Source organism: Burkholderia sp. YHN3-13 (genome assembly GCF_055810675.1).
Genome location: NZ_JBVVNQ010000016.1, coordinates 69,585 through 84,032, shown reverse-complemented (window position 1 = coordinate 84,032; position 14,448 = coordinate 69,585). Strand labels below are relative to the sequence as shown.

At 69.9% G+C, this 14,448-nt stretch carries 14 protein-coding genes; 4 read left to right on the top strand and 10 right to left on the bottom strand.

The window, feature by feature from the left end; translation table 11 throughout:
* Positions 1-6 precede the first annotated feature (6 nt).
* From AC0KUR_RS28565 to AC0KUR_RS28535, 7 genes are all read right to left on the bottom strand, one after another.
* On the bottom strand, positions 7-720 hold the full coding sequence (locus AC0KUR_RS28565) for an HAD family hydrolase (protein ID WP_226228150.1): 714 nt from the start codon (positions 718-720) through the stop codon (positions 7-9).
* The gene (locus tag AC0KUR_RS28560) at positions 717-1,568 is read right to left on the bottom strand and encodes a carbohydrate ABC transporter permease (RefSeq protein WP_226228153.1); all 852 of its coding nucleotides are present in this window, start codon (positions 1,566-1,568) and stop codon (positions 717-719) included. Before AC0KUR_RS28560 ends, AC0KUR_RS28565 begins: the two co-directional genes overlap by 4 nt.
* Positions 1,565-2,518, bottom strand: a complete 954-nt coding sequence (locus AC0KUR_RS28555) for a carbohydrate ABC transporter permease (RefSeq protein ID WP_006496497.1) — start codon at positions 2,516-2,518, stop codon at positions 1,565-1,567. The genes AC0KUR_RS28560 and AC0KUR_RS28555 overlap by 4 nt, the downstream gene beginning before the upstream one ends.
* Before the next feature lie 112 nt (positions 2,519-2,630).
* Entirely contained in the window at positions 2,631-3,956 is a 1,326-nt protein-coding gene (locus tag AC0KUR_RS28550) for an ABC transporter substrate-binding protein (protein ID WP_034190525.1), read from the bottom strand.
* Between the two features lie 68 nt (positions 3,957-4,024).
* Complete coding sequence (locus AC0KUR_RS28545) at positions 4,025-5,386, bottom strand: D-tagatose-bisphosphate aldolase, class II, non-catalytic subunit (RefSeq protein ID WP_175029258.1); 1,362 nt, start codon at positions 5,384-5,386, stop codon at positions 4,025-4,027.
* On the bottom strand, positions 5,374-6,330 hold the full coding sequence (locus AC0KUR_RS28540) for a sugar kinase (protein ID WP_226228158.1): 957 nt from the start codon (positions 6,328-6,330) through the stop codon (positions 5,374-5,376). The genes AC0KUR_RS28545 and AC0KUR_RS28540 overlap by 13 nt, the downstream gene beginning before the upstream one ends.
* A 78-nt stretch (positions 6,331-6,408) precedes the next feature.
* Positions 6,409-7,185, bottom strand: a complete 777-nt coding sequence (locus AC0KUR_RS28535; protein ID WP_034190522.1) for an L-iditol 2-dehydrogenase — start codon at positions 7,183-7,185, stop codon at positions 6,409-6,411.
* Between the two features lie 330 nt (positions 7,186-7,515).
* On the opposite strand from AC0KUR_RS28535, the gene AC0KUR_RS28530 reads away from it, so the two are divergent.
* From AC0KUR_RS28530 to AC0KUR_RS28515, 4 genes are read left to right on the top strand one after another with little or no spacing between them, the layout of a single operon-like run.
* Positions 7,516-7,977: a Fur family transcriptional regulator gene (locus AC0KUR_RS28530; RefSeq protein WP_473376719.1), complete on the top strand. Its 462-nt coding sequence runs from the start codon at positions 7,516-7,518 to the stop codon at positions 7,975-7,977.
* A gap of 46 nt (positions 7,978-8,023) precedes the next feature.
* Positions 8,024-8,950 carry a metal ABC transporter solute-binding protein gene (locus AC0KUR_RS28525; protein ID WP_473376718.1) on the top strand — a complete coding sequence of 309 codons (927 nt, stop codon included), beginning with the start codon at positions 8,024-8,026 and terminating at the stop codon, positions 8,948-8,950.
* Positions 8,951-8,964: 14 nt separating this feature from the next.
* Entirely contained in the window at positions 8,965-9,849 is an 885-nt protein-coding gene (locus tag AC0KUR_RS28520) for an ABC transporter ATP-binding protein (protein WP_049033512.1), read from the top strand.
* Positions 9,842-10,624 carry a metal ABC transporter permease gene (locus AC0KUR_RS28515; protein ID WP_034190519.1) on the top strand — a complete coding sequence of 261 codons (783 nt, stop codon included), beginning with the start codon at positions 9,842-9,844 and terminating at the stop codon, positions 10,622-10,624. The genes AC0KUR_RS28520 and AC0KUR_RS28515 overlap by 8 nt, the downstream gene beginning before the upstream one ends.
* Before the next feature lie 113 nt (positions 10,625-10,737).
* On the opposite strand, the gene fghA is transcribed toward AC0KUR_RS28515, so the two are convergent.
* The 3 genes from fghA to AC0KUR_RS28500 form a co-directional block, all read right to left on the bottom strand.
* On the bottom strand, positions 10,738-11,586 hold the full coding sequence (gene fghA, locus AC0KUR_RS28510; RefSeq protein WP_034190518.1) for an S-formylglutathione hydrolase: 849 nt from the start codon (positions 11,584-11,586) through the stop codon (positions 10,738-10,740).
* A 16-nt stretch (positions 11,587-11,602) separates the two neighbouring features.
* The gene (locus tag AC0KUR_RS28505; RefSeq protein WP_473376717.1) at positions 11,603-12,709 is read right to left on the bottom strand and encodes an S-(hydroxymethyl)glutathione dehydrogenase/class III alcohol dehydrogenase; all 1,107 of its coding nucleotides are present in this window, start codon (positions 12,707-12,709) and stop codon (positions 11,603-11,605) included.
* A 225-nt stretch (positions 12,710-12,934) separates the two neighbouring features.
* Positions 12,935-14,371: a xylulokinase gene (locus AC0KUR_RS28500; RefSeq protein WP_226228168.1), complete on the bottom strand. Its 1,437-nt coding sequence runs from the start codon at positions 14,369-14,371 to the stop codon at positions 12,935-12,937.
* Positions 14,372-14,448 lie beyond the last annotated feature (77 nt).

Sequence of the window (14,448 nt, the reverse complement as noted above, 5' to 3'; positions counted from 1 at the left end):
TCGTTGCTAGTTCGGCAGCACCGCGCCCGTCGCCTGCCAGCGCGCGACGTAGCCGGGCAACTCGTGCATGTCGTCGAATACGTGACGCGCGCCGATCCCGCGCAGCGCGTCGATCTGGGCCGCCGACGCGTGCCCGCCGCCGACGAAGCCGAGCACGGTCATGCCGGCCGCGGCCGCCGCGGTGATGCCCGTCACGCTGTCCTCGACCACGAGGCAGTGCGCGGGCGCCGCGCCGAGCGAGTGCGCGGCCGCGAGGTACACGTCGGGCGCGGGCTTGGGCCGCGCGACGGCATCCGCGCAGAACAGCCGGTCGCCGAAGAAGCGCGCGAGGCCCGTGCGCGCGAGCGCCGCCTCGACGTATGCGCGGTAGCTGTTGCTCGCGCAGGCCGTCGTCAACGGGATCGCGGCCAGCGCGGTGTCGATGCCGTCGACCATCGGCGCATTGACGGCCGCCGCTTCGACCGCGCGGCGGATCGCGTCGATGTCGGCGGCCGACAGCGTGCGGCCGACGGCCTCGCCGGCACCGGCCAGCACGCGCTCGATGCGCAGCCCGAGCAGCGGCATCACGGCCGGCCGCGCGTCGACGCCCGGCCAGCGCGCATCGAGTTCGCGCACGATCACGTCGGCGGCCACGGCCTCGCTGTCGATCAGCACGCCGTCGCAATCGCAGATCAGGACGTTCGCGCCGTGGCCGGCAGCCCCCTCGCCGGCCGCGCTCATTTGACCGCCCCGAACGTGAGCCCGCGCACGAGCTGCTTCTGCGACAGCCAGCCGACGATCAGGATCGGCGCGACCGCGAGCAGGGAAGCGGCGGACAGCTTCGCCCAGAACAACCCTTCGGGGCTCGAGTACGACGCGATGAACACCGTCAGCGGCGCGGCGTTCGAACTCGACAGGTTGATGCTCCAGAACGCCTCGTTCCACGACAGGATCACGAGCAGCAGCGCGGTGGACGCGAGCCCCGGCAGCGCCATCGGCATCAGCAGGTAGACGATCTCCTGCCACGTCGACGCGCCGTCGATGCGCCCGGCCTCCAGGATGTCCTTCGGGATTTCGTTGAAGTACGTGAAGGTCATCCACACCGCGATCGGCAGGTTGATCAGCGTGTAGACGATCACGAGCCCCGATACCGTATCGAGCAGCCCCGCGTTCTTCCACAGCAGATAGATCGGCACGAGCACGCCGACCGACGGCATCATCTTCGTCGACAGCATCCACAGCAGCACCTTCTGCGTGCGATGGTTCGGAAAGAACGCCATCGCGTAGGCGGCCGGCACCGCGAACAGCAGCGAGATCACCGTGACGCCGGCCGAGATCAGCACCGAATTCCACGCGAACGCGAAGTAGTTGCTGCGCGCTAACACCTCGCGGAAGCTGTCGAGCGTCGGCATGAAGAACAGCGTCGACGCGTAGGCCTGCTGCTCGGTCTTGAACGCGGTGATCGCCATCCAGAAGATCGGGAAGAACAGCAGCAGCGCGATCAGCCACGCGAGCGTGCCGGGCAACGCGCGCCGCACGAGGTCGAACACGGCCGGCCCGCGCCGGCCTTCGAAGGTCAGGTCGCTCATTTCTCGTACTCTCCCTTCAGGTTGCGCGCGAGCATCCGCACGAGGAAGAACGACACGACGTTCGCGACCACCACGGCGATGATGCCGCCCGCGGACGCGAGGCCGACGTCGAACTGCTGCAGGCCCAGCGCGTAGATCAGGTAGGACAGGTTGGTCGTCGCGTCGCCCGGGCCGCCGCCCGTCGTCGTATAGATTTCCGCGAAGATCGACAGCAGGAAGATCGTCTCCATCATCACGACCACGGCGATCGCACGCTTCAGGTGCGGCAGCGTGATGTAGAAGAACATCGCGATCGGGCCCGCGCCGTCGATGCGCGCGGCTTCCTTCTGCTCCTGGTCGAGCGACTGGATCGCGGTGAACAGGATCAGGAACGCGAACGGCAGCCACTGCCACGCGACGATGATGATCACCGCGGTGAGCGGGTAGTCGGCGAACCAGTCGATCGGCGTCATCCCGAGCGCGCGCATCGCGTTCGCGACGAGCCCGTACACCGGGTGCAGGATCATGTTCTTCCAGATCAGCGCGGAGACCGTCGGCATCACGAAGAACGGCGCGATCGCGAGCAACCGCGCGACGCCCTGCCCGTAGAACTTGCGGTCGAACAGCACGGCCATCAGCACGCCGCCGACCACCGTGATCGCGAGCACCGCGCCGATCAGCACGAGCGTGTGCCAGATCGCGGGCAGGAACGACGGATCGGTCGCGAGGAAGCGGTAGTTGTCGAACCCGGCAAAACCTTTCACGTCCGGGTTCAGCAGGTTGTAGCGCGAGAACGAATACCAGATCGTCATCGCGAGCGGAATCGACATCCACAGCAGCAGCACCGCGACGGACGGCGACACGAGCCAGCTCGCGCCGCCGCGCGCACGGCGCGGCGCGCCCGGCGGCGACGACGCGTCGCCGACCGACGGCGCGTGGGCGTGACTCAGGGGAAGACGCAGGTGACGCATGATCGGAGTCCCTCCGGTTGATGCGCGGGCGCGAACGGCCTGCCCGCCTTTCGGCTTCGCCGGCCCGCGGTGTGCAACGGCGCACGCCGCGGGCCGCGTGACTGCCGGCGCGTTACTTCTTGTAGCCGGCCTGCCGCACCGCGCGGTCGGCGGCGGCCTGCCCGGCGGCGAGCGCCTGGTCGACCGTCATCTGGCCCGCGACCGCGCCCGCGATCGACTGGCCGACCACCGTGCCGAACGACTGGAATTCAGGAATCCCGACGTACTGCACGCCCGTGTACGGCACCTTCTTCAGCGACGGATCGTTCGGGTCGGCCGTCTCGATCGCCTTCAGCACGAAGTCGGAGAACGGCGCGGCGGCCTTGTACTCGGGGCGCTGGTACGTCGACGCGCGCGTGCCCGGCGGCACCGATGCCCAGCCTTCGTCCTTGCCGACCATCTCGATGTACTGCTTCGACGTCGCCCACGCGATGAACTTGCGCGCGGCGTCCTGCTGCTTCGACGTCTTCGGCACGGCCAGCGCCCATGCCCACAGCCAGTGCGAACCCTTCGGCGTGGCGGCCACCGGCGCGGCCGCGAAACCGATCTTGTCGGCCACCTGCGACTGCTGCTTGTTGTAGAGCATGCCGGCCGCGACCGTCGCGTCGATCCACATCGCGCACTTGCCCGAGGCGGTCAGCGTCAGGTTCTCGTTGAAGCCGTTCGAGCTCGCTCCCGGCGGGCCGTCCTTCTTCAGCAGGTTCACGTAGAACGAGATCGCCTTCTTCCATTCGGGCGACGTGAGCTGCGCGTTCCAGTTCTCGTCGAACCAGCGCCCGCCGAACGTGTTCACCACCGTCGACACGTACGCCATGTTCTCGCCCCAGCCGGCCTTGCCGCGCAGGCAGATCCCGTAGGTGCCCTTCGCCTTGTCGGTGAGCTTGTCCGCGAATTCGGCGATCTGGTCGTAGGTCGGCTGGTCGGGCATCTTCAGCCCCTTCGCCGCGAACAGGTCCTTGCGGTAGAACGTCATCGAGCTTTCGACGTAGAACGGCAGCGCGTAGAGCTGGCCGTTGTACGACAGGCTGTCGCGCGCGGTCTTCACGATGTCGTTCAGGTCGTAGTCGGCGGGCAGCCCGGTGATCGGCGCGAGCCAGCCGCGCTTGCCCCACTGCGGCGTCTCGTAGGTGCCGATCGCCATCACGTCGAACTGGCCGCTGCCGGTCGTGATGTCGGTCGTCGCGCGCTGGCGCAGCACGTTCTCCTCGAGGATCACCCAGTTCAGCTTGATGTCGGGGTTCGCCTTCTCGAACGCCGGCGACAGCTTCTTCAGCTCGATCATGTCGGGGTTGTTCAGCGTCGCGATCGTCAGCGTGCCGGCGGACGCGGCGCAGGCCGCCGTCGCGAGCGCGGCTCCGGCAAGGCAGCGTGCGGCGGCGTCGAGCATCTTTCGTTGCATGGCATGTCTCCTGTGTTTGTTCGAAGTGTCGTCGGTGTTGCGTGTTGCGTCGTTTCCTTCCCGGCCCGTCATGCCGGCCGCTGCATCCCGCACGCGCGCGCATAGTGCGCGATCACGTCGCGTATCCGGTGGCGCACCCAGGCGCGCGGCTCCTGCGCGAGGCCGCCCGCGCGGCACGCCGCGTAGACGTCCGGCAGCCACTGCGCGACGAGCGTCTCCGGCACCGGCTGCCGCGCGAGGTTGCCGAACAGCTGCTCGACCGCGGCCGCGACGGCCGGCTGCAGCCAGTAGTAGCGGATCCGGTCGCTGTAGCTGAACTGGCGCGCGAGCCGCTGCTCGGCCTCGTCGCCGCGGTAGTACGGCGCCCAGTGCTCGGGCTGCGCGCGCATCGCGGCGTCGACGACCTCCCGCAGCCGCGAGCGCTGCGCGACGTCGTCGATCAGCGCCTCCTCGATGAACGTCAGCGCGAACAGCGCCTCGCGCAGCGCGAACGTCAGCGCCGGGCCGACCTTCAGCACCGCGAAGTGGTCGCGCACGAGCGCGGCGAGCGCGCCTTCGGTCTGGTAATCGGTCGAGTGCGCCTCGAACACGAGGCGCGGTGTCTGCAGGATACTCGCGCCGAGCGACGCCGCCTTCGCGCTGTCGTAGTCGAGCACGTGGCGATCGTCGAAGTCGACGCCCGGCTGCGCGACGACCGCGACCACGCGTGTCCATGCGTCGTCGAGGCCGGCCGCCGCGAACGCGCGGCGGTGCGCGTCGAGCGTCGCCGCGACGCTGTCGCTGCGCGTGACCGAGATCCGCGCGATCGCCGCATCGTCCGCTTCGTTCGCGCCGCCGCTCACTTCGCCGCCCGGCGTCGGCACCTCGGTGCCGATCACGTAGACGGGCGCGAGACCGGCACGCGCCGCCGCGTCTTCCGCCGCGCGGCACAGCTCGGCCGCGCGCGCGGCGATCGTGCGATCGTCGAGCCGCACCGGATCGTCCGCGCACGCCATGCTCGCATCGAGGTGGATCTTCTCGAAGCCGGCTTCGACATACGCGGCGACCATCGCGACCGCCTCGCGCATCGCGTCGGCCGCGCGGCGGTGCCGCCACGGGTTCGGGCCGAGATGGTCGCCGCCGAGCACGAGCGCCGACGGCGCAAGCCCGCAACGCGCGGCGATCGCATCGACGTCGCGGCGAAAATCGGCGGGCGTCATGCCCGTATAGCCGCCGAGATGGTTCACCTGGTTGCAGGTCGCCTCGATCAGGAGCGGCGAGCCGTCCGCGCGCGCGGCTTCGCACGCGGCCTCCAGCACGAGCCGGTGCGCGCTGCAGATCGAATAGATGCCGCGCTGCGCGTCGGCGCGGTTCGCGTCGAAGATCATCCGCAGCACCGCGTCCGCGTGCGCGGTGCGCGGACGGTCGGCAAGGGTCGTCAGGCCGGACATGCGATACCTCGTTCGGTCAGGAAACGGTCGATCTCGGCCGCATCGCTGTTGCCCTCCATCGGGCCGCGCCGCGTCACCGCGATCGCGCCGGCCGCGTTCGCGCGGCGCAACGCGGCATCGATCGGCACGCCCGCGACGAGGCTCGCGACGAGCGTGCCGCCGAAGCAGTCACCGGCACCGGTCGGGTCGACTTCGTCGACCGGAAAGGCCGGCGCGTCGACGCGGTTCGCGCGATCGAACGCGACGCTGCCTTGCGCGCCGCGCTTCAGCACGACGCGCTCGAGCAACGGGTGCGTCGCGAGCAGGCCCGCGATCGCGCGCTCGGCCGGTTGCGGCCCGCAGAAGAACGGCAGGTCGGCCTCGCTCGGCAGGAACAGGTGGCACGCGGCGAGCATCTCGTCGAGCGCCGCGCGCATCGGGCGAAAGCTCAGCATCTCGGGGCGCACGTTCGGATCGAACGACACCTTCGCGCCGGCGCGCGCGGCCTCGATCACGCCGCGCTGCACGGCCGCGATCGCCGATTCGCTCGTCAGCGACGAGCCCATCACGTGGAAGTAACGGCAGCCGTCGAACATCGCGGCATCGACGTCGGACGCATCGACGCACGCGGCCGCGCTGGTGGACAGCGTGAAGACGAAGCTGCGCGAGCCGTCGTCGCGGTACGCGACGAACGCGGTGCCGGTCGGGCGCGCGACGCGGCGGATGCGCGCGACCTCGACGCCGTCGCGTTCGAGCCGCGCGACGACCGCGTCGCCGAACGCGTCGCGGCCGACGCAGCCCGCATACGCGACGCGCGCGCCGAGCCGCGCGGCCTGGTCGGCGAAGATCGCCGGCGCGCCGCTCGGGAACGGCCCCGCGAACAGGCCCGGCGTATCGAAGCCCTGGCCGCGCTCGGCGGCGACGAATTCGGCGAGCAGTTCGCCGGCCACGACGATCTCGGCCATCAGGCGTGCCCTCCTCGTCCGACCGCGGCCGCGTCGTCGCGGGCCGGCCGGCAGGTTGCGCGTGCGAGCGACATCACGTCAGCTCATCCAGTTGCCGCCGTCGACGTTCAGCGTCTGGGCGGTGACGTAATCGGCGTCGGCCGATGCGAGGAACAGCGCGGCGCCCGTCAGGTCGCCCGGCACGCCCATGCGGCCGAGCGGCACGGCTTCGCCGACGAGCCGCTTCTTCTCGCCGAGCGGCCGGTTCTCGTAGCGCGCGAACAGCGCATCGACCTGCTCCCACATCGGCGTGTCCACCACGCCCGGCGCAATCCCGTTCACGTTGATCCGGTGCGGCGCGAGCGCGAGCGCGGCCGACTGCGTATAGCTGATCACCGCGGCCTTGGTCGCGCAGTAGTGCGAAACGAGTGCCTCGCCGCGACGGCCGGCCTGCGACGACATGTTGACGATCTTGCCGCCGCGGCCCTGCTCGACCATTCGCTGCGCGACGGCCTGCATCAGGAAGAACAGCCCCTTCACGTTGACCGAGAACAACCGGTCGAACACGTCCCACGATTCGTCGAGGAGCGGCCGCATGTCGAACAGCGCCGCATTGTTGAACAGGATGTCGACGCCGCCGAAGCGCTCGACCGCCGTGGCGACGATCCGCTCGATGTCGTCGCGGCGCGTGACGTCCGCGGTGACGGCCACCGCGCGGCCGGGGTTCGCCTCGATCAACCGCGCGAGCGAGCCGCCGGCGGGCTTCAGATCGACCAGCACGCAGCGCGCGCCCTCGTCCAGATAGCGTTGCGCGACCGCCTCGCCGATGCCGCTTGCGGCGCCCGTCAGGATCGCGACCTTGTCTTCCAGTCTCACTGGCTGTCTCCGGTTTGTTCTGCTGTACGACGGTCGCGAGGTGAGCGAACGCTCGCAAACCGATCAATTGCTCTGTTTGTGATCGAATGATCGGATACGCGATTCACGCTGTCAAGGCGACGCGACGGCTTTCTATGACGCGCTGCGGCACAACCGCGCACGACGGCGGCCCGTCGCGCACGCCCGGCAAGGCGCCGCGCACGCGGTGCGGCGCAGTGGGATCGACGGTGAAGGGGACGGAGCGAGGCAGGAAACGGGGAATTCACGCTGCACGGCGCGACGATACGTTATATCATCGCGATACTGTGTTTCATCGCCCTGCTTTACGCCATGGCTACCTCATCGTCCATTGACGCCCGGCTGTCCCGGGCCGACGCATTCGCCGCCGAGCACGGGCTCGCGTGGACGCCGCTGCGCCGCCAGGTCTACGAGCACGTGCTGGCCGCGCAGCGCCCGATCGGCGCGTACGACCTGCTCGCCGAACTCGAACCGCAACGCGGCCGCGTGCCTCCGACGACCGTCTATCGCGCGCTGGATTTCCTCGTCGAGCACAGCTTCATCCACCGGATCGAATCGAAGAACGCGTTCTTCGCATGCTGCGAGATCGGCGTGCCGCACGAAGGCCAGTTCCTGATCTGCGATTCGTGCGGCGACACCGTCGAGATTCCCGGCGGCGACCTCGCGAAGCAGTTGTCCGCGAGCGAACCCGCGCACGGTTTCGAAGTTCACCACCAGGTCGTCGAGCTGAGCGGCCTGTGCGGACACTGCAAGCGCAAGCCCGCGCAGCGCTGACGCCGAATCGCGCGGCGCACGCGCCGCCCTTCCAACGAGGAGTTCCATGTCCATTGCCCTGAAGCGCCGCACGCCGCGGCGTGCCCTGTCGCCTGTTCGCCGCGTCGCCGCCGCGTTCGCCACGTTCGCCGCGCTGTCGCTCGCGGCGCCCGCGTTCGCGCAGGCCGCGACCGTCAACGTCGTCGCCGCCGAGAATTTCTACGGCGACGTCGCGACGCAGATCGGCGGCAGCCGCGTCGCGGTCACGAGCATCCTCAGCAATCCCGACCAGGATCCGCACCTGTTCGAAGCGAGCCCGAAGACGGCTCGCGCGCTGCAGCACGCGCAGGTCGTGATCTACAACGGCGCCGACTACGACCCGTGGATGGCCAAGCTGCTCGGTGCGTCGAAACAGACGAAGCGCGCGACGATCGTCGTCGCCGACCTCGTCGGCAAGAAGGCCGGCGACAACCCGCACCTGTGGTACGACCCGGCGACGATGCCCGCCGCCGCGCGCGCGATCGCCGCCGAGCTCGGCCGTGCCGATCCGGCGCACAAGGCCGAATACGATGCGAACCTGCAGAAGTTCGTCGCGTCGCTGAAGCCCGTCGACGACCAGGTCGCCGCGCTGCGCGCGAAGTACAAGGGCGTGCCCGTGACGGCCACCGAGCCGGTATTCGGCTACATGTCCGACGCGATCGGTCTCGACATGCGCAACCAGCGGTTCCAGCTCGCGACGATGAACGACACCGAGGCCAGCGCGCAGGACGTCGCCGCGTTCGAGAACGACCTGCGCAAGAAGCAGGTGCGCGTGCTGATCTACAACAGCCAGGCCGAAGAACCGATGACCAAACGCATGCTGAAGATCGCGCGCGACGGCGGCGTGCCGACCGTCAGCGTCACCGAGACGCAGCCGGCCGGCAAGACCTTCCAGCAATGGATGGCCGGGCAGCTCGACGCGCTCGGCGCCGCGCTTTCCGCCGGCAAGCCATAAACGACCGTATCGACATGACCGCCACTCCCCATGCACTCGCCGTCGATCGCGTCACGCTCGAACTGGGCGGACGCACGATCCTGCGCGACGTCAGCTTCTCGATCGAGCCCGGCGAATTCGTCGGCGTGCTCGGGCCGAACGGCGCGGGCAAGACGACGCTGATGCGCGCGGTGCTCGGGCTCGTGCCCGTGTCGGCCGGCACGCTGTCCGTCGGCGGCGTGCCGGTCGTGCGCGGCAACCCGTCGATCGGCTACATGCCGCAGATCAGGAGCGGCCTCGCGAACCGCCGGATGCGCGGCTACGACTTCGTCGCGATGGCCGCCGACGGCCACCGCTGGGGGCTGCCGCACACGAACGCGGCCACGCGTCGCGACGTCGACCGCGTGCTCGATCTCGTCGGCGGCCCGACGCTCGCGCGCCGGCCGCTGTCCGAGCTGTCGGGCGGCGAACGGCAGCGCCTGCTGCTCGCGCAATGCCTGCTCGGCAATCCGAAGCTGCTGCTGCTCGACGAGCCGCTGATCAGCCTCGACCCGAACCACCAGCGCGGCGTCGTCGAGCTCGTGCGCACCGTGCAGCGCGAGCTCGGCATCACCGTGCTGTTCTCCGCGCACGAACTGAATCCGCTGCTGAACGCGCTCGATCGCGTGCTGTATCTCGGCAACGGCGTCGCGGCGCTCGGCACCGTCGACGAGGTGATCACGAAGCCCGTGCTGTCGCGGCTCTACGGGTCGCCGATCGACGTGATGCGCGTGAACGGCAAGATCTTCGTGATGTCGGGCGACGTCGAGATCGAGAAGCACGACCACGAACACGAGGACGACGACGGCCACTCGCACGGCGGCGGCCACGGCCATCACCACCACGGACACGCCCATCCCGGGCATTCGCACGATGTTTGACTACGACTTCATGATCAACGCCTTCGCGGCGTCGGGGATCGTCGCGGTGCTCGCGGGCATCGTCGGCTACTTCCTGGTGCTGCGCGGGCAGACCTTCGCCGGCCACGCGCTGTCGCACGTCGGCTTCACCGGCGCGACCGGCGCGGTGCTGCTCGGCATCTCGCCGATCTGGGGAATGGTCGGCTTCACGCTCGCGGCCGGGATCGGGATGGGCGCGCTCGGCGAAAAGCTCGCGGGCCGCGACGTCGCGATCGGCGTGATCCTGTCGGGCGCGCTCGGCTTCGGCCTGCTGTTCCTGCATTTCTATACGTCGTTCGCGACGCAGGTCACCGCGCTGCTGTTCGGCAACGTGCTCGCGGTCAGCCACGACACGCTCGCGGTGCTCGCGGGCATCGGCGCGGTGAGCCTCGCCGCGCTCGCGCTGATCGCGCGCCCGCTGCTGTTCGCGTCGCTGCAGCCCGAGCTGGCCGAAGCGAAGGGCGTGTCGCTGCGCACGGTGTCGATGCTGTTCCTCGCGGTGTGCGCGCTCGCGGTGGCCGCGGCGACGCAGATCGTCGGCGTGCTGCTCGTGTTCACGCTGCTGGTCGGGCCCGCCGCGGCCGCGCAGAACGTGTCGACGCGCTTGTCGACGGGCGTGCTGCTCGCCGCGCTGTTCGCACTGTTCGAGGCGTGGGCCGGCATCGTGCTCGCGTATCACACCGACTGGCCGACGAGCTTCTGGATCACCGCGCTGTCGGCGCTCGTGTACGGCGCGAGCCTGTTGCGGCGCAACTGACCGCCGCCCGACGCGAAGTCAAAACGCCGGCGTGCCCGAAGGCAGCGCCGGCGTTTTTTATTGCCCGCGAATTCGTGCGGCGCGCCCCGTGCGCGACCGGCTTCCCTCTCCGCTCACCCAACCAGCACACGCGCATGATGCGCAATGTGATCGGCGATGAACGTCGAGATGAAGTAGTAGCCGTGGTCGTAGCCCGGATGACGGCGCAGCGTCAGCGGCTGGCCGGCCTTCGCGCAGGCGGCCTCGAACACGTCGGGATTCAGCTGGTTCGCGAGGAATTGATCGGCCAGCCCCTGGTCGACGAGGATGCCTTCCGCGAACTTCGGCGCATCGGCGCGCGCGACGAGCTCGCTCGCATCGTGCGCCTTCCAGGCGTCGCGATCGTCGCCGAGGTAGCCCGAGAACGCCTTTTCGCCCCACGGGCAGCGCGTCGGCGCGGCGATCGGCGCGAACGCCGACACCGACCGGTACAGGCCCGGATGGCGCAATGCGAGCGTCAGCGCGCCGTGCCCGCCCATCGAGTGGCCGAAGATCCCGAGCCGCGCGCCGTCGATCGGCAGCTCGGCCGCGACGAGCGCGCGCAGCTCGCCCGTCACGTACGACTCCATCCGGTAATGCGCGGACCACGGCGCCTCGGTCGCATCGACGTAGAAGCCCGCGCCGACGCCGAAATCCCACGCATCGGTCTCGCCCGGCACGCCCGCGCCGCGCGGGCTCGTATCGGGCATCACGAGCGCGATGCCGTGCTGCGCCGCGTACTGCTGCGCGCCGCCCTTGATCGCGAACGTCTCGTCGGTACACGTGAGGCCCGCGAGGTAGAACAGCGCCGGCACGCGGCCGTGCGCCGCCTGCGGCGGCAGGTACACCGAGAACTTCATCGGCAGGCCGATGGCCGCCGAATCGTGACGGTAGAAGCGCTGCTCGCCGCCGTGGCACGCATGCGAGGAAACGAGTTCGAGCATGACGGTGCGCTCCCGCTCAGTACAGCACGACCGAACGGATCGACTCGCCGGCCTTCATCAGGTTGAAACCTTCGTTGATCCGCTCGAGCGGCAGCGTATGCGTGATCAGGTCGTCGATGTTGATCTTGCCTTCCATGTACCAGTCGACGATCTTCGGCACGTCGGTGCGGCCGCGCGCGCCGCCGAACGCCGAGCCCTTCCACTCGCGGCCCGTCACCAGCTGGAACGGACGCGTGCTGATTTCCTCGCCCGCCGCGGCCACGCCGATGATGAACGACTGGCCCCAGCCCTTGTGCGTGCACTCGAGCGCCTGGCGCATCAGCTTCACGTTGCCCACGCATTCGAACGAGTAGTCGGCGCCGCCGTCGGTCAACTGCACGATGTGGTCGACGACGTTCTCGACTTCGTTCGGGTTGATGAAGTGCGTCATCCCGAACTTCTTCGCGAGCTCCACGCGCTTCGGGTTGATGTCGACGCCGATGATCTTGTCCGCGCCGACCATCTTCGCGCCCTGGATCACGTTCAGGCCGATCCCGCCGAGACCGAACACGACGACGTTCGCCCCCGCCTCGACCTTCGCCGAGTACACGACCGCGCCGACGCCCGTCGTCACGCCGCAGCCGATGTAGCAGATCTTGTCGAACGGCGCGTCCTCGCGCACCTTCGCCACCGCGATTTCCGGCACGACGATGTAGTTCGAGAACGTCGACGTCCCCATGTAGTGGAACAGCGGCTTGCCGTCGAGCGAGAAGCGCGACGTCGCGTCGGGCATCAGGCCCTTGCCCTGCGTCGCGCGGATCTTCTGGCACAGGTTGGTCTTGCGCGACAGGCAGAACTTGCACTCGCGGCATTCGGGCGTATAGAGCGGAATCACGTGATCGCCCTTGCGCACGGTGCCGACGCCGGGGCCGACGTCGACCACCACGCCCGCGCCTTCATGGCCGAGGATCGCGGGGAAGATCCCTTCCGGATCGGCGCCCGACAGCGTGTAGTAGTCGGTGTGGCAGATGCCGGTGGCCTTCACCTCGATCAGCACTTCGCCGGCGCGCGGCCCTTCGAGATCGACTTCCTCGATCGTCAGCGGCGCACCCGCCTTCCATGCAATCGCGGCTTTCGTTTTCATCGTGTCACTCCTGTCTGTCTGTGAGGTCGGCCCGGGTGCGCGCTGCGGCGCCCGCCGGGTTCCATGCAAAGCTGTCGAAGCCGTGCCGCGCGGCATCGTGCGCGGCACCGCAACGGAATCCCGTGCTCGCCATGATCGCCGCTCCCGGCACGCACCGCGTGCGGGAAACGGTCGTCGGCTTGCCACGATGCGTCATGGCTGACGCAAAAGAACAAGTGTTCGAGTTTAAACGCCCGTCGTGAACCATGCATCCGTGCGCGCGTACAGATCGATGAAGCGCGCGTGACGCGCGGCCAGCGAGCGGTCCTCGCGCGGCGCGGCGACGGGCGACGCGGCGGGCGCCAGCGCGCGCAACGCGTCTTCCCGCCAGTGCCCGATCGCGACGCCCGCGAGCAGCGCCGCACCGCGCGTCGCGGCATTCGGGCAGTCGATCGCGTGCAGCGACGCGCCGAGCGCGTCGGCGAGCAGCTGGCGCCAGCGCGGATCGACCGAGCCGCCGCCCGCGAGACGCAGCGTCGTCACCGGGTCGCGGTGGTCGGCATCGCGGATCGCATCGAGCCCCGCACGCAACGCGAACGCGACGCCTTCGAACGCCGCGCGCATCATCGCACCGCGCGTGTCGCCGAGCCCGAGGCCGAGCCAGCCGCCGCGCGCGTCGGGGTTCATCCACGGCGAACGCTCGCCCGTCAGGTACGGCAGGAAGCACAGCCGTTCGGACGCCGGCCGCGCGAACGCATCGTCATACGCGTCGGCCCATCCCGCATAACCCAGCCAGCCGCGAACGGCTTCGAGCGCGAGCCCGACGTTCTGCATCGCGGCCATCGTGTAGTAGCCGCCGCCGGCCGCGGTGCGATAGCGGTGCAGCCCGCGCCGCGCGGGCGGCAGCGTATCCGCGAGCACGACGATCTGGCCGCCGCTGCCGGTCGTCAGCAGCGCGTCGCCCGCGGCAACCAATCCGCTGCCGAGCGCCGCGCACGCCGTGTCGGCCGCGCCCGTCGCCAGCGGCACGCCGGCGGGCAGGCCGAGCGCCGCGGCGGCCTGCCCGCCGAGCGTGCCGCCGCGCGCGGTCGACGCGCGCACCGGCGCGAAGCAGTCGGCCGGCAAGCCGAGCGCCTCGATCAATGCCCGATCCCACGCGCCATCGGGCGTCGCGAGCGCGGTCGCGCACGCGTCGCTCGGGTCGGCCGCGACGTCGCCGCCCAGCGCGATGCGCAGCCAGTCCTTCGGCTGCACGGCCCGACGGGCGGCGCGCAGCGCATCGGGTTCGTGCGCGGCCAGCCAGCGCAGCAGCGGGCCGGCCATGCCGGGCGCGACGGGGTTCGGAGCGACGGGCCAGCCGGCCGCGTCCGCTTCGCGCGCCGCGCGCGTGTCGGGCCACAGCAGCGCGGGCCGCACCGGTTGTCCGGCCGCGTCGATCAGCACGACGCCGTGCATCTGGCCCGAGAAGCCGATCGCCGCGACCTGCGCGCGCTCGCCGGCCGGCAGCCGCGCGGCCGCGCGCACGAGCGCCTGCCACCACGTATCGGGCGCGATCTCGGCCCAGCCGGGCTGCGGCGACGACAGCGCATAAGGTTCGCTCGCGACTGCCCGCTCGACGCCATCTGCATCGAGCGTGACGAGTTTGATGGAGCCGGTGCCGAGGTCGATTCCGAGCAGGCGCATGACGGGTAGGCGAATTCGAATGAACGGATGTCGATGATAACGGGATCGCGATATGCGCCCCGGCTTTTGCCGCCACG

Excerpts from the sequence above, each read along its gene's own strand:
- AC0KUR_RS28565 (WP_226228150.1), bottom strand. The coding sequence starts at position 720 with ATGAGCGCGGCCGGCGAGGGGGCTGCCGGCCACGGCGCGAACGTCCTG.
- AC0KUR_RS28560 (WP_226228153.1), bottom strand. The coding sequence starts at position 1,568 with ATGAGCGACCTGACCTTCGAAGGCCGGCGCGGGCCGGCCGTGTTCGAC.
- AC0KUR_RS28555 (WP_006496497.1), bottom strand. The coding sequence starts at position 2,518 with ATGCGTCACCTGCGTCTTCCCCTGAGTCACGCCCACGCGCCGTCGGTC.
- AC0KUR_RS28550 (WP_034190525.1), bottom strand. The coding sequence starts at position 3,956 with ATGCAACGAAAGATGCTCGACGCCGCCGCACGCTGCCTTGCCGGAGCC.
- AC0KUR_RS28545 (WP_175029258.1), bottom strand. The coding sequence starts at position 5,386 with ATGTCCGGCCTGACGACCCTTGCCGACCGTCCGCGCACCGCGCACGCG.
- AC0KUR_RS28540 (WP_226228158.1), bottom strand. The coding sequence starts at position 6,330 with ATGGCCGAGATCGTCGTGGCCGGCGAACTGCTCGCCGAATTCGTCGCC.
- AC0KUR_RS28530 (WP_473376719.1), top strand. The coding sequence starts at position 7,516 with ATGGCTACCTCATCGTCCATTGACGCCCGGCTGTCCCGGGCCGACGCA.
- AC0KUR_RS28525 (WP_473376718.1), top strand. The coding sequence starts at position 8,024 with ATGTCCATTGCCCTGAAGCGCCGCACGCCGCGGCGTGCCCTGTCGCCT.
- AC0KUR_RS28520 (WP_049033512.1), top strand. The coding sequence starts at position 8,965 with ATGACCGCCACTCCCCATGCACTCGCCGTCGATCGCGTCACGCTCGAA.
- AC0KUR_RS28515 (WP_034190519.1), top strand. The coding sequence starts at position 9,842 with ATGTTTGACTACGACTTCATGATCAACGCCTTCGCGGCGTCGGGGATC.
- fghA (WP_034190518.1), bottom strand. The coding sequence starts at position 11,586 with ATGCTCGAACTCGTTTCCTCGCATGCGTGCCACGGCGGCGAGCAGCGC.
- AC0KUR_RS28505 (WP_473376717.1), bottom strand. The coding sequence starts at position 12,709 with ATGAAAACGAAAGCCGCGATTGCATGGAAGGCGGGTGCGCCGCTGACG.
- AC0KUR_RS28500 (WP_226228168.1), bottom strand. The coding sequence starts at position 14,371 with ATGCGCCTGCTCGGAATCGACCTCGGCACCGGCTCCATCAAACTCGTC.